Annotated in this window: 23 protein-coding genes; 1 reads left to right on the top strand and 22 read right to left on the bottom strand. The window is 66.9% G+C overall.

All coding sequences use genetic code 11. The annotated features are described in order from the left end of the window. Nucleotides 1–4: 4 nt before the first annotated feature. From dprA to ACN0TP_RS09510, 6 genes are all read right to left on the bottom strand, one after another. Nucleotides 5–1,018 carry a DNA-processing protein DprA gene (gene dprA / locus ACN0TP_RS09535; RefSeq protein ID WP_417218615.1) on the bottom strand — a complete coding sequence of 338 codons (1,014 nt, stop codon included), beginning with the start codon at nucleotides 1,016–1,018 and terminating at the stop codon, nucleotides 5–7. 182 nt (nucleotides 1,019–1,200) lie between these two features. After that, a complete protein-coding gene (locus tag ACN0TP_RS09530; RefSeq protein ID WP_417218614.1) occupies nucleotides 1,201–2,679 on the bottom strand; it encodes an ATP-binding protein in 1,479 nt (492 codons plus the stop codon). Next, nucleotides 2,676–3,455, bottom strand: a complete 780-nt coding sequence (locus ACN0TP_RS09525) for a hypothetical protein (RefSeq protein WP_417218613.1) — start codon at nucleotides 3,453–3,455, stop codon at nucleotides 2,676–2,678. The genes ACN0TP_RS09530 and ACN0TP_RS09525 overlap by 4 nt, the downstream gene beginning before the upstream one ends. Before the next feature lie 9 nt (nucleotides 3,456–3,464). Further along, on the bottom strand, nucleotides 3,465–4,934 hold the full coding sequence (locus ACN0TP_RS09520) for an SCO6880 family protein (protein WP_417218612.1): 1,470 nt from the start codon (nucleotides 4,932–4,934) through the stop codon (nucleotides 3,465–3,467). Between the two features lie 3 nt (nucleotides 4,935–4,937). Beyond that, nucleotides 4,938–6,344 (bottom strand): conjugal transfer protein TrbL, encoded by a 1,407-nt coding sequence (locus ACN0TP_RS09515; RefSeq protein WP_417218611.1) that lies wholly within the window; start codon nucleotides 6,342–6,344, stop codon nucleotides 4,938–4,940. Between the two features lie 30 nt (nucleotides 6,345–6,374). Beyond that, nucleotides 6,375–6,644, bottom strand: coding sequence for a DUF6112 family protein (locus ACN0TP_RS09510; protein WP_417218610.1), 270 nt, complete (start codon nucleotides 6,642–6,644; stop codon nucleotides 6,375–6,377). A 346-nt stretch (nucleotides 6,645–6,990) separates the two neighbouring features. On the opposite strand from ACN0TP_RS09510, the gene ACN0TP_RS09505 reads away from it, so the two are divergent. Beyond that, nucleotides 6,991–7,149 (top strand): hypothetical protein, encoded by a 159-nt coding sequence (locus ACN0TP_RS09505; RefSeq protein ID WP_417218609.1) that lies wholly within the window; start codon nucleotides 6,991–6,993, stop codon nucleotides 7,147–7,149. An 8-nt stretch (nucleotides 7,150–7,157) separates the two neighbouring features. On the opposite strand, the gene ACN0TP_RS09500 is transcribed toward ACN0TP_RS09505, so the two are convergent. From ACN0TP_RS09500 to ACN0TP_RS09425, 16 genes are all read right to left on the bottom strand, one after another. Next, the gene (locus ACN0TP_RS09500; RefSeq protein ID WP_417218608.1) at nucleotides 7,158–7,424 is read right to left on the bottom strand and encodes a DUF6112 family protein; all 267 of its coding nucleotides are present in this window, start codon (nucleotides 7,422–7,424) and stop codon (nucleotides 7,158–7,160) included. Further along, the gene (locus tag ACN0TP_RS09495; RefSeq protein WP_417218607.1) at nucleotides 7,424–8,602 is read right to left on the bottom strand and encodes a M23 family metallopeptidase; all 1,179 of its coding nucleotides are present in this window, start codon (nucleotides 8,600–8,602) and stop codon (nucleotides 7,424–7,426) included. The genes ACN0TP_RS09500 and ACN0TP_RS09495 overlap by 1 nt, the downstream gene beginning before the upstream one ends. A 6-nt stretch (nucleotides 8,603–8,608) precedes the next feature. Continuing rightward, nucleotides 8,609–9,301 carry a hypothetical protein gene (locus tag ACN0TP_RS09490; RefSeq protein ID WP_417218606.1) on the bottom strand — a complete coding sequence of 231 codons (693 nt, stop codon included), beginning with the start codon at nucleotides 9,299–9,301 and terminating at the stop codon, nucleotides 8,609–8,611. A 79-nt stretch (nucleotides 9,302–9,380) separates the two neighbouring features. Next, a complete protein-coding gene (locus tag ACN0TP_RS09485) occupies nucleotides 9,381–10,448 on the bottom strand; it encodes a ParB N-terminal domain-containing protein (protein WP_417218605.1) in 1,068 nt (355 codons plus the stop codon). Then, nucleotides 10,445–11,302, bottom strand: coding sequence for a hypothetical protein (locus tag ACN0TP_RS09480; RefSeq protein ID WP_417218847.1), 858 nt, complete (start codon nucleotides 11,300–11,302; stop codon nucleotides 10,445–10,447). The genes ACN0TP_RS09485 and ACN0TP_RS09480 overlap by 4 nt, the downstream gene beginning before the upstream one ends. Nucleotides 11,303–11,802: 500 nt before the next feature. Beyond that, nucleotides 11,803–12,486, bottom strand: a complete 684-nt coding sequence (locus tag ACN0TP_RS09475) for a DUF2637 domain-containing protein (protein WP_417218604.1) — start codon at nucleotides 12,484–12,486, stop codon at nucleotides 11,803–11,805. Next, entirely contained in the window at nucleotides 12,483–13,391 is a 909-nt protein-coding gene (locus ACN0TP_RS09470; RefSeq protein ID WP_417218603.1) for a bifunctional DNA primase/polymerase, read from the bottom strand. Before ACN0TP_RS09470 ends, ACN0TP_RS09475 begins: the two co-directional genes overlap by 4 nt. Further along, nucleotides 13,391–14,473 (bottom strand): ArdC-like ssDNA-binding domain-containing protein, encoded by a 1,083-nt coding sequence (locus ACN0TP_RS09465; RefSeq protein WP_417218602.1) that lies wholly within the window; start codon nucleotides 14,471–14,473, stop codon nucleotides 13,391–13,393. The genes ACN0TP_RS09470 and ACN0TP_RS09465 overlap by 1 nt, the downstream gene beginning before the upstream one ends. Before the next feature lie 227 nt (nucleotides 14,474–14,700). After that, on the bottom strand, nucleotides 14,701–15,630 hold the full coding sequence (locus ACN0TP_RS09460; protein ID WP_417218601.1) for a helix-turn-helix transcriptional regulator: 930 nt from the start codon (nucleotides 15,628–15,630) through the stop codon (nucleotides 14,701–14,703). 173 nt (nucleotides 15,631–15,803) lie between these two features. Further along, complete coding sequence (locus ACN0TP_RS09455; protein WP_417218600.1) at nucleotides 15,804–16,190, bottom strand: hypothetical protein; 387 nt, start codon at nucleotides 16,188–16,190, stop codon at nucleotides 15,804–15,806. An 18-nt stretch (nucleotides 16,191–16,208) separates the two neighbouring features. Beyond that, the gene (locus tag ACN0TP_RS09450) at nucleotides 16,209–16,901 is read right to left on the bottom strand and encodes a response regulator (RefSeq protein ID WP_191902617.1); all 693 of its coding nucleotides are present in this window, start codon (nucleotides 16,899–16,901) and stop codon (nucleotides 16,209–16,211) included. Continuing rightward, a complete protein-coding gene (locus ACN0TP_RS09445; protein ID WP_417218599.1) occupies nucleotides 16,898–19,393 on the bottom strand; it encodes an ATP-binding protein in 2,496 nt (831 codons plus the stop codon). The genes ACN0TP_RS09450 and ACN0TP_RS09445 overlap by 4 nt, the downstream gene beginning before the upstream one ends. Before the next feature lie 2 nt (nucleotides 19,394–19,395). Next, complete coding sequence (gene kdpC / locus ACN0TP_RS09440; protein ID WP_417218598.1) at nucleotides 19,396–20,010, bottom strand: potassium-transporting ATPase subunit KdpC; 615 nt, start codon at nucleotides 20,008–20,010, stop codon at nucleotides 19,396–19,398. A gap of 26 nt (nucleotides 20,011–20,036) precedes the next feature. Continuing rightward, nucleotides 20,037–22,184, bottom strand: coding sequence for a potassium-transporting ATPase subunit KdpB (gene kdpB / locus ACN0TP_RS09435; protein ID WP_191902620.1), 2,148 nt, complete (start codon nucleotides 22,182–22,184; stop codon nucleotides 20,037–20,039). 3 nt (nucleotides 22,185–22,187) lie between these two features. Further along, the gene (kdpA, locus tag ACN0TP_RS09430; protein ID WP_100814273.1) at nucleotides 22,188–23,861 is read right to left on the bottom strand and encodes a potassium-transporting ATPase subunit KdpA; all 1,674 of its coding nucleotides are present in this window, start codon (nucleotides 23,859–23,861) and stop codon (nucleotides 22,188–22,190) included. Next, nucleotides 23,861–23,950: a potassium-transporting ATPase subunit F gene (locus ACN0TP_RS09425; protein ID WP_035731468.1), complete on the bottom strand. Its 90-nt coding sequence runs from the start codon at nucleotides 23,948–23,950 to the stop codon at nucleotides 23,861–23,863. The genes kdpA and ACN0TP_RS09425 overlap by 1 nt, the downstream gene beginning before the upstream one ends. Nucleotides 23,951–24,078: the final 128 nt, after the last annotated feature.

Raw genomic sequence — 24,078 nt, 5'->3', positions numbered from 1 at the left:
ACCCTCACAACCCCACACCGCGCCCCTCCCGCCGGGCACCGGGCGGGTCGGTGTCGAGTGGATCGTTCTCAAGCCCCGCCCGCTCACGCACCCGACGCTGCGCCCCGTCACGAAGCGTGTGCAGCAGTTCGCGGATGTCGTGGTACCCGGTGATCACCGTGGCGAGGCCGTCGCGGAGGAGACGGTGACAGCCCGCCGAAGTCGCACTCGTCACCGGCCCCGGCACCGCACCCACCGGCCGGCCGATCTCAACCGCGCGGGCGGCGGTATGCAGGGTGCCCGAACGGTAGCCCGCTTCGGCAACGATGACGGTGCCGGAGAGGGCGGCGAGGAGCCGGCCGCGTTGCAGGAACCGCCACTTCGTCGGCGCCGCCCCCGGCGGCAACTCCGACAACAACAATCCCTGCCCGCTGATGCGGGTGAGGAGGTTGGTGTGCCCGGCCGGGTAGAGCCGGTCAAGCCCGCCAGCCAGTACCGCGACCGTGGGGCCGTCGGCTGCGAGAGCGGCACGGTGCGCGGCACCGTCGATACCGTACGCACCACCGGAGAACACCCGATGCCCCTCTTCCACCGCGGACTGCACCAGCTCCGTCGTGACGTGCTCCCCGTACCCGGTAGAAGCGCGCGCCCCAGTGACCGTGAGCCGATCCCAGACAGGTTCCGTCAGCAGCTCGGTGTCGCCTCTCGCCCACAGTGCGAACGGTGCACGATCGCCGAGGGCGTCGATCCCGGACGGCCAATGCGCATCGCCAGGGATCAGCACCCGCATCCCGTGAAGCTCACCATCCGCGATCACCCGCCCGGTGTGTGCGGCGTCGATACGGGGTGCGAGACGCCGCTGCCAGGTGTCACCATCCGGCCCTACCGGGACCTCCGCTCCGATCGCTCGCGCGACGGTTGCGGATGCGCCGACGGTGCGGATCATCTGCCCGGTGACGGCGTCTCCTGGCTCGGAGGCGATGGCGAGGATGATCCTCGCGGTGCGCTCATCCGCCGCCAGCTCGTTGATTGGGTCCATTGGTTCTGCTCCCTCGGTCGTGGCGAATCAATCGAGGGATAGGTACGCGCCCGGAACGCCGTGACCGCGACCGCCGGTCAGCCGAGCAGCGCGGGAACATGCACCCTCAGAACGCCCAGGCAACCGGTCAGGAATGGCGGAAGCACGCGGAACATGGCGTCAGAAATCCTGAACCTGAGTGTTTAGCCCTTCATCCGGGCCGTAGTGTCGAACGCCGCCAGTTCGTCCGGGTGGAGTTGGTGCTGGACGACGAAGCTGCGTTCCTTGATCCGCCAGAGTCCTTGTCCGGTGCCGAGTCCTGGGAGGAGTTTCTGTTCGGTGCCGGTAAGGCCGAGGGCGGCGGCGGTGGCTCCGAGTTGGTCGGGTTCTTGCCGGTAGATGATCCGCGTCTCCGCATTCGCCAGCAGCGAGTTCGCGAGGGCGCGCATGGCGGAACCGGAGTCGCCGACGTTGTCGAGGTCGGTGAGTTTGTGGAAGATCAGCATGTTCGCAATCCCGTAATGCCTCGCGAGCCGCCACTGCGCATCCATCCGCCGCAACAGTGCCGGGTAGGCCATGAGCCGCCAGGCTTCGTCGTAGATCACCCACCGGTGCCCACCGTTCGGGTCCATCAGCGCCGACTCCATCCACGCCGACGAGCACGTCATCAGCACCGAGATCAACGTGGAGTTCTCCGCCACCCGTGACAGATCGAGACTGACCATCGGGAGGGATGGGTCGAACCGCACCGTCGACGGCCCGTCGAACAGTCCGGCGAGGTCGCCTGCGACGAGGCGTCGGAGGGCGTGGCCGACGAGTCGGCCGTCTTCCGCGAGCCGCCCATCGGTATCGGTTGCAGGTTCGGGGTTCAGGATGCGGTCGACGACCATCGGCAGGATCGGCACCTCACTGGATCGGACGGTGTCTCTCAGGGCGAGGTCGATCGCGGTGTGCTCCAACGGCGACAGCACCCGATCCAACACCGTCTCCGCCAACGCACCGATCAGCTCCCGACGACGGGAGGAGACCTGCGCGGCCCACTCCGCGTCGCTGACCCCGGAGGGGCGATGGCCATCATCGAGCGGATTGAGACGATTCCGGAGCCCGTGGCCGAGGACGATCGCCCGCCCACCGACGGCCTCCGCGACCGTGGTGTGTTCACCTTTCGGGTCACCGGGGACATAGACGCGGCGCCCGAACGGGATCGACCGCGTGTAGAGGGACTTTGCGAGGGAGGATTTGCCGGAGCCGACGATGCCAGCGAGGACGATGTTGGGGGCGGTGATGATGCCGCGGGCGTAGAGAGTCCAGGGGTCGTACACGAACGAGCCGCCGGAGTAGAGGTCCTGCCCGATGAACACTCCGTCGGCGCCGAGGCCGCCTTCGGCGAGGAACGGGTACGCACCCGCGAGCGTCGCGGACGTGTCCTGATGCCGCGGCAAGCGAAACCTCCCCGGCGTCCTGAGCGCCGCAACTCCGGGCTCGCCGGCGGCGGGCAGGTAGGTGGTGTTGCGACGCTCGGCACGCTCCGCCGCCAACCGCGCGCGTTCCTGGGCCTGATTCGCCTTACGGGCGGCCGCTTCGATGCTCGCGGCGGCTTGCTTGCGTGCCTTCCGGTGCTTGCGGCGTTCCCCGGCGGGTTCGACTAGCGCCGCCGTGTGAAGCTTCTGCCGATCGCTCACAGTGCTCGCCCCCGAGACAGCGACGACGCCTGCGATGGTGCGAAGTAGTCATCCTCTTCAACTGAGGGCACTATGCGGCGAGCCCTCGACTGCGGCAACGGCCGCGTCACCGCAGGCGGCGTATCGAGTTCCCGCGCTTCGGGGTGTGCGCGGAGCAGGGAGACGTGCCCGTGGTCGAGGTTGTACGTCAGCACGTAGCCGCCCTCCTCGACCAATCGATCGAGGGGGCCAGTCGGGGGTTCGTCGTAGACGTATCCGCTGACCAGCGCCGCCTGCGTGGTCTCCTCACCCATGTCGAACCCAGCCAGGTGCTCGATCGCCGCATCCGTGCCGTCCCGGTCGATAATCGCCAGCACCTCGTCGGCGTCCTGGCCTTGCAGGAACACAACGCTCACCCACCGTGGCGACTGGGATGCGGGTTCGGGTTCGGGGCGCCAGGCGATGCGCCCGGAAGCAGACATCGCCGCATCCACGCGGTCATGCACCCCATCCAGCAGCGCCGCAGCCTGCCGCAACTCCGCGGTCGCGGCGAGAGCGGAGGTCGCACCACTGCTCTTGTCGCCGGCATCGTCATACGCGCGCACGCGGTTCGTGACATCGGCGGTAGCGAGCTGGTCGAGCACCTGCCGGAGGGAGCGCACACCCGCGAGGAGGTCACCGAGCACCGCGCAGGTGTCGGCGGGGTCCTCGAACACACGGGTGGCGTGGGCAAGGCCGCGGAGCGCTTCGGACGCTTCCGCAGCGTCGGCAGTGGGGTTCTGGAAGGTCGGCATCATTCACTCCTGTCAGACGGTGCGGCACAGCGGCAGCGCTGCGACGGTGAAGGCTTGGGCTTGCTGACCGACAAGGCGGCGGGTCTCGCAGGAGGCTTGGATGGCGGCCTGTTCGATCGCGGCGACGGCGGTGTCGAGTTCCTCCGGGGTCGGTGCAGAAATCGAAATGAGGCCGGTGTAGCGGAGGACGCCGTGGCCGGCGGTGAGGTCGGCTTCTTGTTGCAGCACGTCGCCGTATTCGGCGGTTTGTGAGGCGTCTTCGATCTGCCCCATCTTCTGCCGCTGCGCCGCGTCCGAGATCAGCTCGGTCTTCTTCTTCCGAATGTCCCGTGCCGCCTGATCCGACCGGATCGGCGTACACACCAGCGAGAACGCCCGCTGAATCCCGGACGACAGCAATACCGGAGCGAGGAATCCCGGATAGACCTGCGACCTCGGCCACTCACTGACCCACAACACCGCATGATGTGCGGAGTCTGACCAGAGCCGATCCCAGGTCTCCGTGACCGCGACGGGACCGGCGGTGGCGAGGGTGCGGCCGATGTCGGTGTGACGTTCGAGGATCGCGGCGGTCGCGGGGTCGTAGGCGGAACGGAGGATCACCGCGACCTGGGCGGGGGTGAGCCACCCAGTGACCGTGAGCTCCGCCGCCCGTAACGCGGTCACGAGCGTGGTCATCTCCTGCCGCAGTACGGCGGCTGCGCCCTTGATGCCGCCACCGTTGGTGCGAACTTGCTGGGCTGAGGCGCGGAGGTCGAGGGCGAGGCTGATGGTAGTGGCGTGGCGTTCCCCGGCGGGACCGGCACGGTCGATGAGTTCCCGATACACGGTCGACGTCCAGGACCCGTCGTCGTGGCCGTGTCGCTGCCACCACTCCACGAGGCCAGAGCCGCCGTCGGGGAGGGTGCGTTCGCACACTTGGAGGCGCGCGATCCGCCCGGAGCGACAGGTGGTGGCAAGCACCCGCCCCCAGGTCGCGACGCGGCGTTCCTGCTCGCCCGGGTCGAGGAGCACGAACGCGGGGTGGGAGACGCCGACAATCGCGGTGAGGGTCTGCTGGTGTGGGTCGTGGATCATCGCCGCCCCCGTCTCCGGGTCTTCCCACTCCCGCAAAGCCGCCGCATCACCCGGCAACGCCAGCGTCCCGGCGGGACGAGGCTTCACCACCCGACGGCGGAACACCGTCTGCCGCTTCTGGGTGCGGGCGACCCAGCGGAAGGTGACGGGCACCCACTCGATCAGCTTCCGGCCGCCGACCGGGGTCCATGCGAGCGCGGCGCACAGCAACCAGACGGGTGCGGTCCAAGCCAGGAGGATTCCGCCGCCGGCGTAGAGGGCGCCGACGATGGAGAGGACACCGGTTGCGAGGACGATCAATTGCGGCAGGGAAAGCCCGAGGAGGATGCCGCGGCGGGTGAGGCGGGAGAACTGCACCGCCCGCAACCCAAACTCCACACCGCTCGTGGACTGTTGAGACGACATCGACTATCCCTTCCCGACGGACGGCTTCGGAGCCGGCGGAGGAGACGATTGAGCCGGAGGCACGGAAGGCGCCGGCCTCGTAGGTGCAGTCGGTGCCGGGTTTGGTGCGGGTGCGGGCTGCACCGTCCCACCAGCACCCGCAGCGTGACCCTCAGCCGCGCCACCCACGGCGCCGCCGAGTTTCGGTCCCGCGGTCGCGGCGGCCTTCGCCACCTGCGCACCCACCACGACCGCAGCAGCAGGACCCGCCGCCGCGGCCCCCGCACCAGCCCCGGCACCCGCCGCACCGGCTCCACCACCCGCGCCACCGGCAGACGCTCCGGCGCTCCCACTCGACGCTGCGGCCCCGCTACCTACGGCAGGTGCGGCGGTCGATGCGTGCGGTGCGCCGCCTGCCGGCGCTGCGCCTCCGCCCTTGCCGCCTGCGGGGGTGTCGCTGGCTCCGTCGAGCACCTTCTTCGCCCCGTCGCTCTTCGGCGCGGACGGGACAGGGACAGGCCGGTTAAGGGCGGACTTCGCTTCTTGCTCCGCGCTCATCGAGTGGTACATATCGAACCCGATGAACGTCACAAACTTGTACGTCATGTACGGGGCGAACGCGGCGATAAACATCAGCACGACCCCGGCGATGGGGTCACTGATCGACGCAAGATCAAGCTCTATGGGCGCGCTGACTTGGGTGATGGCGACGAGGAAGATCACCACGAGGACGAGTTTGGAGAGGATCAGGGCGATCACGAACGTCGCCCACTTCCCGAACCACCCCTTGGTCGCATCCCACGAAAACCCCGCCAGAGCGATCGGGGCGAACACGATCGCGATCAACAGCAGCGCTTTGCGGATCAGGAGCGAGAACCACACAATCGCCGCAGCCGAGATGGCGAGCCCGGCGAGGAAGATCGTGACGATCGCCCCCACCCCGGGAGCTGCGATATTGATCCCCGCGAACCCTGCGGCGAGGAGGGTGATGCGGTCGCCGATGGATTCCATCGTGTTCCCAGTCGCCTGCACGATCCCGACCGCGAGCTGATCGGTGATCTCCAAGAGGAGGCCGGTGAGGCCGATCGCGACGAACGAGCCGAGGATGCTCTTCGCCGCCCCCAGTGCGGCGCGGGTGAGGGCGGTGGGGTCGCGGTGGATGAGGCCGGTGATCAGTTGCAGGCAGAAGAAGATCAGCACCACGAATACCGCCACCCCGAACAAGATGTTGTACACCCCGACGTAGCCCTCATCGGTGACGTCGACGAGGGTGGTGGTGTCGAACACCGCCCAGACTGCCTCGAACAGCCAGGAAGCTGCGCCGCCCATTGCTTGGGCGAGCCAGTCGAACGGTGCTGCGATCAGAGTCGCAGCTCCTTGTCCGACGGTGTCGCACACGGCCGAGATCATCGGCACATCACACACAGTCATCGCATTCTCCTTCCCTGGCGAACGATGGGGCTAGACGGCTTGGCCGACGCCCCAGAAGAAGTTGATGAGCGTCACCGACGCCCCGCAGATGATCGCCGCCCCGCAGGACACGAGCACCCCGACCTTCCCGCGCGACGCGAGGTGAGGGTTACTGCTGTTCGCGCCGAAGCCCCATACGATCGCCGAGACGATCAGGGCGAGGACGGAGAGGATCAGACCGACGGTCATCACCGCGCCGACGATGATGCGCAACTGCTCGATACCGGGAAGCCCAGTACCGTTCGGATCAATCTCAATCACAGGGGTGCTCCTTCAGCTCACACCGCCACAAGGAGGCGGACTTGCCAGCCAGGTGCACCACGAGGTCCCTCGATAGGCTGGAGTGGTCACAAGCGGATTCGTGTTGCCTACTTGTCGGCGCGCGAAGGAACGGGGCCAGGTGAGTCTTACTGATGCGACTACCGCTACTCGGGTCATGAGGAGAGGCCGGTACTTCATGGCGATATGTGCTGTCGCCACTGGCGTACTGCTAGCGGGATGCACTCAGGTTTCCGACGTGAGGATCGTGGACGGAGACGGCAACCAGTGGTTGGTCGGGGTCGCTGATCCTCGTTTCGCCGGGGACGACCGATGTGACTCGGACCCCATGATTGACAGCGCAGTGATGAGCGCGGACCTGCCACCTTCCGGCCTCGGCATCAATCTCAAGCCCGAAGCGACCGAAGACGATGCGCAACGCGTCGCCGAGTGCCTTCGGAACGCTCTCACCAGTGGCGAGATCACCATCAGTCGACCAACGCGCTAGACGCACAACTAAAGGCGTTCGCCCACGCCGAGGAGGAAGTTCACCCACGCGACCCCGGCGCCGGCAAGAGCGGCGGCCCCGAGAGCAACCCAGACTCCGAGGCGGGCTTTGGTGGCGGTGAGTGGGTTGCCGGTGGAGGAGGCGATGGCCCAGATGATCGCGGAGACGATCAGCATGAGCACCGCGATGACCAGCACGAACATCAACAGGGCACCGATGACGGTGCGGAGGTCGTCTGCGGCTCCGACGCCGCCGAAGTCGGGGAACACGTCCATCAGCGTCCACTTCCGTTCAGGGTGCAGGATGCTCGTGAGGTGTTGCCGCCGGTGATGCCTTCGGCTCCTTGGTCGGTGAGCCATTGGTCGGCGTCGATCGCGGGCTGACCGGTGCCGCCGGGCCGGATTTCGAGGTGCAGGTGGGGGCCAGCGGACTTCCCGGACGACCCGACGTCGCCGATGTGTTGTCCTGCGGTGATGGTCATGCCTTCGGTGACGTGGATGCCGTGCTCCCACATATGCGCGTAATACGAGGCGATACGTTCTCCGCCGACGGTGTGCTCGATGATGATCAGCCCGCCCCAGTTGCCGGTGTAGCCAGCGTGGGTCACGATCCCGTCAGCGACGGCATAGATCGGGGTGCCGTCGGCAGCGCCGAAGTCGCTTCCGGAGTGGAATGCCTGTTCGCCGGTCATGGGGTCGGTGCGCCACCCGAACGGGCTGGTGCGCACCCAGGTGCCTTCTGGCAGAGGGAACAGGACCCGCGTGGTCTCCGGCACCACCACCTCACCACCACCGCCTCCGCTTGACGGTGCGGGTGTGGTGAGGGCGGTGAGGATCGCTTCGGCGACCGGCTGGTAGTTCTGATACCGGTCCGGGTACGCCGACACCTCGACGGCTTGCGCGGCTTCGCCTGGGTCGAGTTGCTGCCATCCGGGGATGTCGAGCAGGCCCCGTGGTGAGGGGTAGTTGGGTCCGGTGGGTCCGCCGTAGAACGCGCGGGCCTGGTAGTTCGGGTCCATGAGCTCCGCGACCGTGCCCCACCCGGCCTGCGGGCGCATCTGGAACAGGCCGAGGGAGTCGTGATCGGAGGCATCCCCGTCGTTGGGGTAGTTCGCGGATTCGGGGTAGGTGCCGGTGTTGGCGAGCATCCGCAGATGCGACTCCGTGAGTGCCGCCATCAACGCGATCACCACCCCGGGCCGTCCGACGCCGTCGGTTTGTCCTCCGACGGTGATGATCGTCGCGGCGTGGGTGAGTTGCTGACGGTTCAGCGTCATTGTCTCCCCGTTCTTGGTGGTCGCGGTCAGCGAGTCTGGAATCGGTCCCACGATCAACGACCCCGGCGAACACGCGGCGACAGCGGGGTTGGCGAGGACAGCGACGGACAGGAGAACGGTCGCGGGGCCGAAGCAGACAGCGGCGATGGCGAGGGCGGCGAGGAGCTTCTTGAGCATGGCTGGTCACCGCAGCGGGTTGTCGAGCTGCGACAGCCGCAACAGCGCACAGTTCTCGATGATCGGATCGGCTGGCGCCGGAGCCGGGTTTCGTTCGGGGGTGCAGGTGAGGAACACCGTGAACGCGACATCATGGGTCGTCGTGACGGGGTCGGTGACCCAGTAGCCGGTGCGGTGACGGGTGCCGGTGATCGTGTACGCGACCGCACCATCCGGAATCTGCCCCGGCGCGGCCTGCTCGACGGCGTCCTCCCACGCATCCGGGATCTCGATCGTGTCGACGGTGAGCCACTGCCTCGTCTGGTGCGTGCGGAGCTGCGCCCATGCCTCCGGTGTCGGCAGATACGTGCGCACGTCGGAGGCTGCCGCGTCGGCCTCGCTGTCGGCGGTGACATCGGCGAGCATCTGCGCGTAATCGGCCGGCCCGTACCCGCTGCTCGTGTCCCAGGTGAACAACGCCTCCGCGACCGCCACCGCGAACTCCTCCGGTCCGCCCAATCCGATCACCGGCTCCGGGCCGGCAGGCTCGGCGACGGGAGAGGTCGCAGTCGGCTGATCCGAAGGCACCGTGTCATCAGACTCGGTGGGCTGCGGCCCGCGGATGAGGCCGTACACGCCCACACCGACGAGAAGGATGAGGATCAGACCGCCGGCGATAGTGGCGATGAGCACGGTACGGCGGCGAGCGGTGGGTTCCATCCTGGTGTCCTTCCGGGCGAATACGGATCACCAGGAAGGTGCACCAAACCGCTCAGCAACGCTGAGCTCACCGGAGGGTTCAGGCGGTGTCTCGACGCGCGTTCCGCGCCACACGTGCGGCATCGAGAAATGTGATCGTGGCGGCGACGGCGTTCTCGAACATCGACCACTGCTCATCCGACAATGCCGGGCCGATCATGTCGGGGTCGTAGCGTTCGGACCAGGTGGAGAGCTCATCCCAGAGGTAGACGAACGACCGCACTGGCAAGAACTCACGCGCGGGTTCCTCCACCGCATGGAGCCGCGCCTTCGCGAGCTGTGCGGGACGCTTCTTAGTCGCGGTCTTCGCGCGCTCGACGGCGAGTTCAGCCAGCCGTTCCAGGTCAGCGGGTCTTGCGGTGTGTTCGAGTTCTCGCAGGCGGGCGGCGCCGGCTGCGGCAGTATCGCGGATACGGGCGGGTTGCGCGGGGTCGCCCGCGAGGGTGTCGAGTTCGGCGAGTGCCTGGGCGGCGCGGATGCGATGCCTCGCGCCGGTGATCGACCCGCCCGCGTCGATCCGGTCGAGCTCTTCCTGTGCTCGCTGGCGCACATCCTCTGTCTCGGCGGGGTCAGCGGTGAGGCGTTGCAGGTCGTTGATGCGTTCCAGCGAGGTGTAGGCGTTGCGGCCAGTGACCATGAGTGCCGCTTGCTGCCGCGTGTCGCCCTTCTGCGGTGCCGCCACGGTGGCGGCACCGTGTGACCTGGGGTTTTCTTGGTTGGAGGTGAACCGTGACGCTTCCTGCCGGCCTGCCGCTTCCTCGACCATGAGTGCTTTCAGCTCGGCGTAGAGGGTGGCTTCTTCGGTGCGGGTGAGGGGCTTGTGGAGCAGGTTGTCGTCTTGCTCTGCGAGGAGCAGGCCCAGGGTGGTGGAGATGCCGGAGCGCACCCACACGTTCACGGTCTTCCACCCGAGCTTGCGGATCGCAGCCAAACGTCGGGCGCCGCAGATCAGCATCCCGTCGGGGGTGATCGTGATCGGCTGCAACAGCCCATCCCGCACGATCGACTCGATCAGGGCGTCGACGTCGCCGTAGTCCTCGCGGTGCCGTCGGCCGGCCCAGATTGAGGCGACCGACCGTTCCAGCTCGATGTGTCCTGGCTCGCTCATGGCCGGCCTCGCATGACGCCAGGGGCGGCAACCTTGATCGCTGCGCCGAGCTCGGCATCGTCCATGAGATGCTGCAACGATTCACCGATCAGTAGCCGCAACAGCACGCCCCGACCCGCACTGGTGCCGGTCAGGTGCCTATCCGGTGCGCCGAGGATGATCCGCAGTAGCCGGTACCAGGAAGGTGCGGGGATGTCGAGCAGCGCACGGGCGTGACGATCCCGCCGCAGCGACTCATACGCGCCCGCCCGCGATACCGACTCGGTGAGGCGCGCACAGACGCACTCGATTGCGGCCCGCGCGATCTCCGGCTCCCACCCGTGCCAACACAGCAACGCGATCGTGTCTTCAAGAGCGGACTCCACACCCGTGCACACCGGCTCCTCAATCGCTTCATCGTCGTCGGTGGCGAACGGGTCAGCGTGGAACGCGGGGTGGTAGTCGGTGAGGGGGTTCTCCCGGTCGGAGAACCGTTCCGCGTCATGGAAACTCGAGTACCGGGGCCGGCGTGCCTGGTGCACGGAGCAGAGCAGCCCGTTGGCGCGGTTCTCGGCGATGCAGGTGATCTGCACGGCCCGGGTGATCACCGCCCACGGGTCATCCGCCCGCCGGACAGCGGCAGTGCGCATCGCCTCGAACGCCGCACCCGCGGCTTCCCACGGGTCGAGCCCGTGTTTGCGGGCGAGGGCGGCGTATTTCTGGGCGGCGTGCTGCATGAGCGCCGCCACCTCCGGATCACTCCGCCAGGCGTCAGGACCTGCGATGTGAAGGCGAGTGAGGAGTTCGCGGAGTCGTTCTGAGTTCTCGAACCCACGACGGTGATCGTTGCGGCGCGGGGTGTGGGGTTGTGGCATGGTGGCACCTCCTGACAGGAAGGTGCGCACCGGCTGCCCGCCAGCGCCGTCCCACAGTTGCCTGTCCACGGCGGCTCACCCTAGTCCGATCCCCGACGGCCGAACCCACGACGACGACCGGGGCCGATCCTGCGGCTCGAACACGTCGAACGACTCGAACACTGACGACTCCGGCGCGACTCGGGCGGTACGTCGATCATGGAGGTCGCGTGCCCGGTTCCGGGTCGCACGGTACGTCTGGCCGGGGACGCGGCGGACCCGATGCGCGAGCTCCGCCTGAAAGTCGATGCCACGGCCCGCGAGCCGTGCGCTGCTTGATGCGATCAGATCAGACGGCCGCACCCACGCGATCCCGCGCCCCACCCGCGAACTGCCATCCCCGGCCGTGGTGGTGAGTGAGGGGTCGCGGTGGACGGCGAACGCTGACCGCTCCGCCTCTGAGCCCGCCGCTTCGTGTCGGGCTTCCGGGGCCTCAGTGCGCTCTACCTCTGCATGCTCGTTCACGGTGCCTTATCCTTCGTCTCGCCGATGGGCGGGGTGAACCAGCGCCCCACGGTTGAGGGATGCACGCCCAGATGCCTGGCAATCTGCTTGTTCGACCACCCCTCCACCTCCCGCAACTGCGTCGCCTCCGCACGCCGTTCGCTGGCAGGAACCACGGAAATATCCACCTCCTGCGCCGCCGGAATATCCGCAGTGGCGGCTTCGTCCGGCATGGCGCTGACGGTCATGTCCTCTCCACGCGCACGAAAGGCGGACTCGGAAACCGGGCGGGTGAGGATGACGGTGAGGTGTGTGATCGACAGCAGCACCAGTGGCGGGATCGCAGCGACAGACGCGGCGAGCACGCTGGGCACGTCGGTGTCGGCGGCGATGATTGCGTGGATCGCGTTCGCCGTCACCGACACCACCGCACCCGTCGCCAGCAGCGTCCACGGATACCAGGTCGGGCGACGCTGACTGGCAAGGGCGACGACGGCGACCGTCGCGACGACAATGATGCCGTCCACAATGAGCGGCCACGCCCATGCCTGTCCTGCATCGATCCCTGACCGGCGTGCGAGATCGGCGAGCGCGGTGAACGACAGCCAGAACGCCCCGGCAGCGATGAACACCGTCCCCGTGATCGCCGTCACCACCGCCAGGCGGCGACTCCGCGGCGAGGCAGTTTCGATAACACTCATGACAGCACCCGCCCCGCTGATCCGCGCACCAGACGACGCTCATTTAGCCCGGAATCTGTGACAGCTCGCGGTGCGGGGTGGGTGGTGCGGTAGGCGGAGCGGATCGTCGCCATGATCTCCCGCGCACCGAGCCCAGCGTGCTCCGCGGCAGGCCCCAACGCGTGGAGGGTTGCGTCGGGCGGGGTGCCGGCTTCGGCGAGGCGGCACGCAGCCCAGAACAGGCCACGGTTCCGCTCGCCCTCACCACGACCCGCCACCCACCCGGCGAGCACCCTCGTGTTTGGCCCCCGCTGGCTGACCCGAGCCGGACGAGCACCATCAATGGGGATCGGGGTGCGGGGGTCCAGGAAATCGCGCAACCGCGCCGCATCCACCGGTGCCGGTGTGTCGCCGGAGGTAACGATCAGTCGATACGGTGCCCGGACCCCTCCGGGGCGCAGCACTTGGGAGGGTGGCGCGATGATGTAGCCGCCGTCGCCACGGAAATCGACATGCGCCCGCGCCGCCTGCCACGACGACTGCACACGCTCAGAGCCCGTCGGATAGTAAACGTGCAGCCCGCCAGACGGGGTGCGCACGAGCGCCGCCCACGCCGCTGCGTATCCTTCACGGTGTGCAGCACGGAAGGCGGGGAATCCGGTGCCGGCCTGGTGCACGTCGACATCGACGACCTCGACCCCGGACGCAGAACCGGTAGGGATGCCGATGTTCGCGGACGGCCACCTCGACCACCACCCCTCAACCTGAAGAAGGTCGGTGCTCGCGTCATGGAACCCTCGGCGCACGAGCGGGCGCTTCTCGCTCGGCACACATGGGAAGACCGGCACCCCGGCAGCCGCGAACCGCGCGGCGGCATCAGCTAGTGGCATCCCGTTCACCTCAGCGAACACGTCGATCGCGCCCATCACAGGCTCCTCACCGAGCTCGCTGCGACACGGCGCGGCTCCTCCGTCAGCGGATCAGCATCGGGTGCCCGCTCAGACGCAGGAGATTTCTGGAACTGCGCATCACGGTTCAGACCGGGAGGGTCGCCATTGGCGATCTGCTCGGTCGGGAGTTGATCGAGGATCGACGCCGCCGTCTTCCGCACCCGTTCGCCGGTGGCTTGGACGACCTCCACCGGGGACTTCTCCGGCACTGTCGCTGCCCACCCCGACACATAGGGGATCGTGTAGTCGGAGGTGTCCATGCCGTGAGCGGCAGCGACCATCAACGCGACGGAGTCCGCCTCCACCTCAGCGATCCCGCGATGCCCCGACGCATCCGGGTTCTCTGGGCCGTGGAGGAGGACGTGTGCGAGTTCGTGCACAAGGGTCTTCACCTGTGCCGCGTCGGGCATGTTCTCTCGCACCGCGACGGTCTTCGCGCCGAAGTCGGTGAGGCCGTTGGCGCCGTGGATCATGCCCTCATGCGGCACCCGCAACACCGTGAACCCCTCCGCCTCCACCAGCTGGGCGATGCCCTCCCAGAGCCCGCCAGGTGCTTCACCTTCCAGGAGCCGCGGCGAGGGCGGCGTGGGGATCGGGTCACCGGCCGTTTGGGAGACATCCCAGACATAGGCGGGGCGAACACCGACCATGCGGGACCGCATCACCTCACCCGGTTTCGGCTTCTCGAACCGGCCGAGCCTGCGCCACGACTCCGCCACCTTCGGCGTGAACGATGCGAACCGGCCCGTGACCGGGGCGAGGATCATGTACCCCGACTGGTCCTTCTCGACCTGTCGGCCGAGCGTCTGCCATTGCTTGAAACCCGCCACATACGTCGGCACCGGCTCGGGCACCCTGCCCGCCTCGAAAGCGCTCTGGTGCTGCACGAAGATCAGCAGCGTGTTGTTGAACGAGCGGGCACGGAACCTGGCCGCGAACTCCAGTGCCTGCTTCCAGTCCTCACCCGACACCAACGACTCCACAGCGCCGGTGAGTCGCTCGTGCAGAGCATTGAGCTTCGCATCCCGCGCCGGTCGCGCCTCTTCGCTGGTTGCCATCGTCGTCCTCCCTCCGCAGGCACCCGTGCACGGCGGGTGACCTCTGCGACCAGAAGGTGCGCGAAGGGTGTCAGGGGACGCGATCGAGACGGACGACGGACAGAAAAGTGAGCGACCGTCAGGTGCAGCTCTGAACCCGACGTGGTCAAACTCGGTCTACATCATCCGCTGGCGCCCTGACGATCTGAGCACCAAAACATGAGCGTTTCGCCTGGGCATACGCGCGTTCAGTCAGGGTTGGAGCGTGCCGGAGCACTACTGGTGATTCTGCGATACTCCGACGGGGACACGCCGATGCTCCTGCGGAACTGACGTGCAGCGAAGTCAGGGTCGTTCCAACCCACCCTGGCGGCGATGTCCGAGATAGGTGCATCCTCGACGCACAGGAGGTGGGCCATTCGTTCAGCACGGAGCATCGTCAGGTACGAGATCGGTGATTTCCCAAATGCATCGACGAACACTCGACGCAGCTGAGACACCGACAAATGCGCTCGCGCCGCGAGCTCGGTCACCGTCCAATGACGATCCAACTCCACACGCAAGGAGTGTGCAATGTCCAACACCTCAGGACGTACAGGGCGGAAGAGGCGATGCCGCGGCACGGTGGGAACCGACGCGTTTCGCCGCGCGACAGCGGTTCCCTCATTGGCGACCACGAGAAACGGAACCAAGACATCGAACACGGCAGAGACTAGCGATTGCGCCCGATAGAAACGTTCAGGAGGCACGCCCTCGACACTCAAGGCAGTCAACTCGTCGAGCCACGGCATCATCAGCCCCGCCCGGTGCTTTCCGATGCGCAGAACCTGGGTGGGTTCCGCATAGTGCGTATCGAGGAACTGGCTCGCGTTGAGTCGCTCCTGGAACCGTGAAGCATACTGCCAAAACACTTGGTCAATGACATAGTCTCGGTCGAGATAGAGCGTCGTGGTCGCTACCCATCCGTCGGGCTCAGCGCCACAGAGAGTGTTTGCCGCCAGAACAACGACATCACCGACGCTGACAAAGTGCGCGCCAAACTCGCTGAAGAGTCGAGCTCGACCCGCCCGTATGACAATGAACTTGACGCAATCGAAAGCGATTGGCTCAACTGGAGCGTGCGCGACTTGCGTTCGGGCGAGCAACGGCGAGAACGCGCCCACCGGCGCCGCCGGCACACCAGCAGGCTTCGTAGGCCCTTCCCACCGAACACCGCCAGTCATAGTTGGCAATTGAAGGGCACTCGCGTCTGAGAATCGAGTACCCCTAACGATACTCATATGACGCTTGCCAGAACCCTAACGGCTACCTCACGTTGAACAGTTTGTGTGCAGCTTGCGCCGAGGTAAGGTCACCAGACCATCGGGAGGAGAGATGCGAGGAATCCTACTGCTGCTGTGCTGAGCATGGTGATTGCGAGGGTGCGGCAGAGACGTTCCGGGTGGGAGCGTTTGTGCAGGTGGAGTCGGTCGGGCCGGCGTTCGGGAACGTATCCGGTGACGGTGGTCGAATCGTGGTTGCGAAGATCATCGCGGGATGTGAGGGGGCGGGTATAGGTGCGTTCCTTCACGCTCCATATCGCGATCCGCTGCTGATCGAGGTCCTCGACGACGGTGACGTTCGTTGGGGTGCGAGGACCATCGATGGCGGTGATGATGAGCGTTGCGACCAGGAAGGGGATGCCGATGATTGCGCCGATCCAGGACAGCATTTCGCCGATGATGTCGAGAATGCTCATCTCTGGGGGTGCTGAGCGTCAGGTGGTCATGCCGTCGAGCCGGTAGCCCATGCCGGGTTCGGTGAGCAGGTGGGCGGGGTTGGCCGGGTCTTCTTCGAGTTTGCGGCGGAGTTGGGAGACGTAGAGGCGAAGGTAGCCGGTGTCTTCGGCGTGCTCGGTGCCCCAGATGGTGGTGAGGATGGTTTGGCGGGTGACGAGTTTCCCGGCGTTGCGGATGAGGATGTCGATGAACTGCCACTCTGTGGGGGTCAGCCGGATTTGACGTTCCCCTTCGGAGGTGTCGCGGGTGACGCTGCGGGCGGCGAGGTCGATGGTGACGCTGCCGAGGTGCACCACGGGCGTGGCGTCTTCTTGGGGAACACGTCGGGTCAGGGCGCGGATGCGAGCGAGGAGTTCTTCGACGGCGAAGGGTTTGGTGATGTAGTCGTCGGCGCCGGCGTCGAGGGCTTCGACCTTGTCGGCGGCGCCGGCGCGGCCGGACACGACGAGGATAGGCGCCTGGGACCAGCCGCGGATGCCGTGGATGACTTCGATACCGTCGAGTTCGGGCATGCCGAGGTCGATGAGGAAGATGTCCGGGTGATGGTCGATGGCCGCTGTGATCGCCTGGGCACCGTCAGCTGCGGTGAAGATCTCATACCCCTTAGCGGTGAGGGTGATGCGCAGGGCGCGAAGGATCTGGGGGTCGTCGTCGGCGATGAGGATTTTCATGACGGCTCCTGGCTCGTGCGGATCGTAGGGAGGGAGATGACCATGGTGAGTCCGCCACCGGGGGTGTCTTCGGGGGTGAGGGTGCCGTGCATGGCTTCGATGAATCCGCGAGATAGGGCGAGGCCGAGTCCCAGGCCGGTGGTGTTGTCAGTGTCGCCGAGGCGTTGGAAGGGCAGGAAGATGTCGTCCAGTTTCTCAGGCGGGATGCCGGGGCCGCGGTCGATGATGCGGATTTCGAGCCGGTCTGCGAACGTGCTGGTGCTGACGTGGATGGGGGTGCCGGCCGGGCTGTAGCGGTGCGCATTGGTGAGGAGGTTGACGAGCACGCGTTGGAGCAGGACAGGGTCGGCGTGCGCGACCGCATCACCGTGATTGAGCGCGAGGGTCACATCGGTGGGGCCGAGGTGGAGTTCGTCGAGGGCGGGCGCGATGGTCTCGGCGGGATCGGTCGGGATCTCCGCGATAGTGAGTACGCCCGCCTGCAGCCTGCTGACGTCGAGGAGGTCAGTGACCAGAGTCGCGAGTGCGCCGAGGCTTTCTTCGGCGGTGTCGAGCAGTTCCCTCTTCTGCGCGGACGCCAAGTCGTGTCCTGCCGCTTTGAGACCCCCGACAGCGGCGGACGCGGCCGCGAGTGGGCGACGCAGATCATGGCTGAGCGCCGAGAGGAGCGCGCCGCGCACCCGATCCGATGCAGCGATCGGCTCGATCTGTCTCGCTGTCTCGGTGAGGTGCTCGTGTTCCAGGGTTGCGGCGAGTTGTGCGGTGACGACGGCAAGGAGGCGCTGCTCGGACGCGGCAAGGTCCGGACCGTGCAGTTCTAAGGTGGTGTCGTCGGTGATCCGTATGCTGGCGTGATGGTTATTCGGGAGCGGTTCCCCGGACCGGGCGAGGACGTCCTCGCCGCGCATCAGCCGGACCCCGGGGAGTTGGAAGGCTTCGCGGATGCGGTCTACGAGTGCTTGGATCGCGTTGTCTCCGCGCAGCACACTGCCAGCGATGGTCTGGATGAGTTCGGATTCGGCGGCGGAACGGCGGGCGGCGCGGGTGTACCGGGCCGCCCGGTCAACGACGAAACTCACCAGGCTCGCGATCAAGACATACAGGATCAAGGACGCGAGATGGTGCGGCTGATAAATGTGAATCGTGAACAGCGGCTCGATAAACAGGAAATCGAGTGTGATCCCCGACAGCACCGCAGCGAACAGGGCCGGCCAAATGCCGCCGACGAGCGCGACGACGACGACGAGGAGCTGGAAACTGAGGACATCCGTGGTGATCGAATCCTCGCTGCGGAACACGCTCAGTAGGGTGGTAAGCGCAGGCCCGCCCAGGAGCGCAGCGACGAAGCCGAGGATGCGGCGTTTGCGGGTGAGCGCCCCGGTCAGCGGGGGCAGGGCGAAACGTCTGCCGGCTGCGGCATGGTTGACCATGTGCACGTCGATGTCGCCGGACTCACGGACGACGGTCGCACCGATCCCGGGTCCGGTGAACGCAGCGGTGACACGTCCACGGCGGCTGGCACCCAAGACGAGCTGGGTGGCGTTGACAGAACGGGCGAACTCCACCAGCGCGGTGGGGATGTCTTCCCCGATGACCTGATGGTAGGTGCCGTTGAGTTTTTCGACGAGCGCACGCTGCTCGGCAAGGGTCGCCGGGTTCCCGGTGCGGAGTCCGTCTTGACTGGTGATGTGCACGGCGATGAGCTCGCCGCCGGCGGAGCGGGCCGCGATCCGCGCGCCGCGGCGCAGCAGCGTCTCGCCTTCGGGGCCGCCGGTGAGGGCGACGACGACGCGTTCGCGGGCTTCCCAGGTGCTGTCGATGCCGTGGTCTTTGCGGTATCCCTTCAGCGCCTGATCGACTTCGTCTGCGAGCCAGATGAGGGCGAGTTCGCGTAGCGCGGTGAGGTTCCCGAGGCGGAAGTAGTTGGACAGGGCTGCGTCGATGCGTTCGGCCGGGTACACGAATCCGCCGCTGAGCCGGTCGCGGAGCGCTTGCGGTGCGAGGTCGACGACCTCGATCTGTTCCGCGCCGCGGAGGAAGCTGTCGGGGACGGTCTCTCGCTGGGGGACGCCGGTGATCTGTTCGACGACGTCGTTGAGGGATTCGATGTGCTGGATGTTGAGGGTGGAGATGACGTCGATGCCTGCGACGAGGAGTTCTTCGACGTCTTGCCAGCGTTTGTCGTTCTTCGAGCCGGGCGCGTTGGTGTGCGCGAGCTCGTCGACGAGCGCGATCTCGGGGCGGCGGTCCAGCACCGCCTGCAGGTCCATCTCCTCGAGCGTGACCCCGCGATGTTCGATGCGTGTGCGCGGGACGGCTGGGATTCCCGCGGTCATCGCCGCCGTCGCGGCGCGGCCGTGGGTTTCCACGATCCCGACGACGACATCTTTCCCGTTCCCGAGGAGGCGTCGCCCTTCTTCCAGCATGGTGAAGGTCTTGCCGACGCCGGGGGCAGCGCCGAGCAACACCCGAAGCTGCCCCCGTTTCGGCATGATCAGTTCTCCAACTCGTCCAGGGCGAGGTTCAGTTCCAGAACGTTCACCCTCGATTCTCCCAAATACCCGGCATCCGGGCCCTGGGTGTGTGCCGCGACGAGTTCCCGTACCTGCTCGGCGGGGATCCCGCGTGCGTCGGCGACCCGGTCAATCTGGATCTGCGCGTAGGCGGGGCTGATGTGCGGGTCCAGTCCCGACGAGGACGCGGTGACCGCATCCACGGGGACTTCGGCCTCGGTGACGCCGTTGAACTCCGCAACCTGGGCTTTGCGTTCGGTGATCGCGGCGATCAGGTCCTCGTTCTCCGGCCCGTAGTTCGACCCGGAGGAGGCGCCGCCGTCGTACCCGTCGCCGGCGGCGGAGGGCCGCGGCTGGAAGTACTCCGGCAGCGGGTTGCCGTCCGCGTCGGTGAAGGACTGGCCGATCAGCGACGACCCGACCGGGTCGCCGTCCTGGTTGGTGATGATCGACCCGTTGGCTTGGGCGGGCAGGGCGACTTGCCCGATGCCGGTGATCAGCAGGGTGTAGCCGACACCGAGGGCGAGGGTCAGGAGCGCCATGGCACGGGTGGCGACCCAGATGGTGCGCCAGATTCCACGAGCTTGTGTGTTCATGATGTTCTCTTCTTTCCGAAGGTGTGTCAGAAGCCGGGGATGAGGCGGACGAGCAGGTCGATCAGCCAGATCCCGACGAACGGGGCGATCACGCCGCCCAGCCCGTAGATGGCGAGGTTGCGGCCGAGGATGCTGGACGCGTTCCCGGGCCGGTACTTCACTCCGCGCAAGGCGAGCGGGATGAGGAACACGATCACGATCGCGTTGAAGATGATCGCCGAAAGCACCGCCGAGGCCGGCGAGTGCAGGCCCATGATGTTCAACGCGGCGAGCTGCGGGAACACGCCCATGAACATGGCGGGGATGATCGCGAAGTACTTCGCGATGTCGTTCGCGATCGAGAACGTCGTCAACGCTCCCCGGGTGATCAGCAGCTGCTTCCCGATCCGCACCACGTCGATGAGCTTGGACGGGTCGGAATCGAGGTCGACCATGTTCCCGGCCTCTTTCGCCGCCGACGTGCCGGAGTTCATCGCGACCCCGACATCGGCCTGCGCGAGCGCGGGCGCGTCGTTGGTGCCGTCACCGGTCATCGCGACCAGATTCCCGCCCTCCTGCTCCTTGCGGATGTAGGCGAGCTTGTCCTCCGGGGTGGCTTCGGCGAGGAAATCGTCCACACCGGCTTCCTTCGCGATGGCGGCCGCGGTGAGCGGGTTGTCGCCGGTGATCATCACCGTGCGGATGCCCATCGCCCGCATCTCGGCGAACTTCGCCGGCAGCCCCTCCTTGACGACGTCCTTGAGGTGCACGACCCCGAGCAGGTGCCCCGCACCGGTCGCGTCCTTGGTGGCGACGACCAGCGGGGTGCCGCCGGACTGGGAGATGTGCTCGACATACTCGTCGAGCTCCGCGACCAGCGACGACGGCAACCGGTTCCCGCCCTCTTCCAGCCACGCCATCACGGCGGAGCCGGCGCCCTTACGGATCTGGGTGCCATCGGGCAGGTCCAGGCCCGACATGCGCGTCTGCGCCGTGAACGGGACGATCTCCCCAGTGGTGTTCCGGTCGAACTCTCCGTGCTCCTGCTCGGCGAGCTCGACGATCGACACGCCCTCCGGGGTCGGGTCGGCCAGCGAGGACAGCGCGGCGGCCCGGACCAGCTCCTGCTCCCGCACCCCGCCGAGGCGGACGAACGCGCTGGCGCGCCGGTTGCCGTAGGTGATGGTGCCGGTCTTGTCCAGCAGCAGCGTGGTCACATCGCCTGCGGCTTCGACCGCGCGCCCGGACATCGCCAGCACATTGCGTTGCACGAGCCGGTCCATCCCTGCGATACCGATCGCGCTGAGTAGCGCCCCGATGGTGGTCGGGATCAGGCACACCAACAGCGCGACCAGGACGGTGACGCTCACGGGGGCGGCCGCGTAGGACGCGATGGGGTTCAGGGTGAGGGCGACGACGACGAAGATGATCGACAGCGACGCGAGCAGGATGTTCAGCGCGATCTCGTTCGGCGTCTTCTGCCGTGCGGCACCTTCGACGAGGGAGATCATCCGGTCCACGAACGTCTCACCCGGCTTGGAGGTGATGCGCACCACGATCCGATCCGACAGCACCCGGGTGCCGCCGGTCACGGCGGAACGGTCACCGCCGGACTCGCGCACCACAGGGGCGGACTCACCCGTGATGGCCGACTCGTCTACCGAGGCGATACCCCACACGATGTCCCCGTCGCCCGGGATCAGCTCGCCAGCGGTCACAACAACCACATCACCGAGCGTGAGATCCGAAGAGGACACCTGCGTGGTCGCGGCCCGCTCTGCAGCGGCATCGGCCTTCGAGTCGTAGCCGCTGACGCGGTTAGCCATGGTGCTGGTGCGGGTCTTGCGCAGGGTCTCCGCCTGCGCTTTGCCGCGGCCTTCGGCGACAGACTCGGCGAGGTTCGCGAACAGCACGGTCAGCCACAGCCACACCGCGATCGCCCAGGTGAACGACCACGGCACGACCGTGCCGCCGGAATCGGCAGGTCCGCCGATGAACGGTTCCGTGACGGCGAGGACCGTGGTGAGCGTGGCACCGACCCAGACAAGGAACATGACGGGGTTGCGCCACTGCTCTTTGGGGTTGAGTTTGCGGAACGCGCCGGGTAGGGCGGCCCGGACCTGTTCCCAGGTGAACCCGCCCTTCCGGGTGGGGGTGCCCGCCGTTTTCGGGCGGGGTTCGGTGATAGTGGACATGGTTTACATCAGCCCTTCCGCTAGCGGACCTAGCGCGAGAACGGGGAAGAAGGTCAGTGCGGTCACCAGGATCGTGACCACGGTCAGCAGCCCAATGAACATCGGACGGTGCGTGGGGAGGGTGCCGGAGGTGGTCGGAACCTTGTCCTGAGCGGCGAGAGAGCCCGCCAGGGCGAGGACGAACACGATCGGCACGAACCGTCCCAGCAAGATCGCGAGCCCCAGTGTGGTGTTCAGCCACGGCGTGTTCGCGGTGAGACCGGCGAACGCGGAACCGTTGTTGTTCGCTGCGGACGTGAACGCGTACAGAACCTCGGACATGCCGTGGATGCCGGGGTTCCAGATCGACGTGTTCTCCACCTCTTCCCGGACACCGGGGATCGCGAAGCTCAGCGCCGTTCCGGCCAGCACCAGGGTGGGCATGACGAGGATGTAGAGCGCGGCGAGCTTGATCTCGCGCGGGCCGATCTTCTTGCCCAGGTACTCCGGCGTGCGTCCGATCAGCAGACCCGAGATGAACACGGCGATGACCGCGAGGATCAGGATCGCGTAGATCCCGGAGCCGACGCCGCCCGGGGTGACTTCACCGAGCATCATGTTCAGCATCGGCATCATCCCGCCCAGGGCGGTGTACGAGTCGTGCATCGAGTTCACCGCGCCGGTGGAGGTGCCGGTGCTGGTGGTGGCGAACAGGGTCGATCCGATGATCCCGAACCGCTGCTCCTTGCCTTCCATCGCGCCGCCGGCAAGGCCGGGGGCGGTGCCCATGCCGGCCGATTCCAGCGCGGTGAGGATGCTGAACGACGCCACGTACAGGATCGCCATCACGGAGACGATCGCGTAACCCTGACGGTTGTCACCCACCATCCGCCCGAAGGTGCGGGGCAGGGAGAATGGGATGGCGAGCATCAGCAGCACCTGGAACACGTTCGTCCACGCGGTGGGGTTCTCGAACGGGTGAGACGAGTTCGCGTTGAAGAACCCGCCGCCGTTGGTGCCGAGCAGCTTGATGACCTCCTGCGACGCCGTCGGCCCGCCGGGGATCGTCTGTGTGGCGCCGGTGATCGTGCTGACGGTGGTGAACCCGTTGAAGTTCTGGATCACTCCGCCGATCATCAGCACGATCGCACCGACCACGGCGATCGGCAGCAGAATGCGCAGCGTGCCGCGGACCAGGTCGACCCAGAAGTTCCCGATCGTGCCTGAGCGCCGGTAGGCGAAACCGCGCACCAGAGCGATCGCGACCGCGATACCGACTGCGGCGGACACGAAGTTCTGCACCGCGAGACCGGCGAACTGGACGGTGTAGCCGACGGTGAGCTCCGGCGAGTACGACTGCCAGTTCGTGTTGCCGACGAACGATGCCGCGGTGTTGAACGACAGATGCTCCGAGGGAGCCGTCAGGCCCAGCGAGTACGGCAGCCACTGTTGGAGGCGTTGCAGGCCGTAGACGATCAGCAGGCCGATCGCGGAGAACGCGAGCACGCTGCGCAGGTAGGCCTGCCAGGTCTGCTCGGTCTTGGAATCGACGCCGATGATCTTGTAGATCCCGCGTTCGACTTTCCAGTCCTTGCGGGACGTGTAGACCCAGGCCATGTAGTCACCGAACGGGCGGTGCAGGATGCCCAGGATGATGGCGACGGTGGCGAGGGCGAGAAGCGCGTACACCCAGGTCATCAGAAGCGCTCCGGTTTCACGAGAGCGAACACGAGATACACGATCGCCGCGACCCCGAGACCGGCGGCGAGAAGTTCAAAGACGATCACAGCTTCTCCACCGCCTTCCCCAGCAGCCCGACGACGACGAACAAGGCGATCACGCCCAGCACGTAGACGATGTCAAGCACAACAAGCTCCATTCGGATAACAAGCGACAGCAGGACCACTAGCCGCGC

This window comes from Arthrobacter sp., from assembly GCF_048266065.1.
Classification (GTDB): domain Bacteria; phylum Actinomycetota; class Actinomycetes; order Actinomycetales; family Micrococcaceae; genus Arthrobacter_H.
The sequence above is the reverse complement of the archived record's forward strand: the minus strand, read 5'-3'. Positions and strand labels throughout refer to the sequence as shown.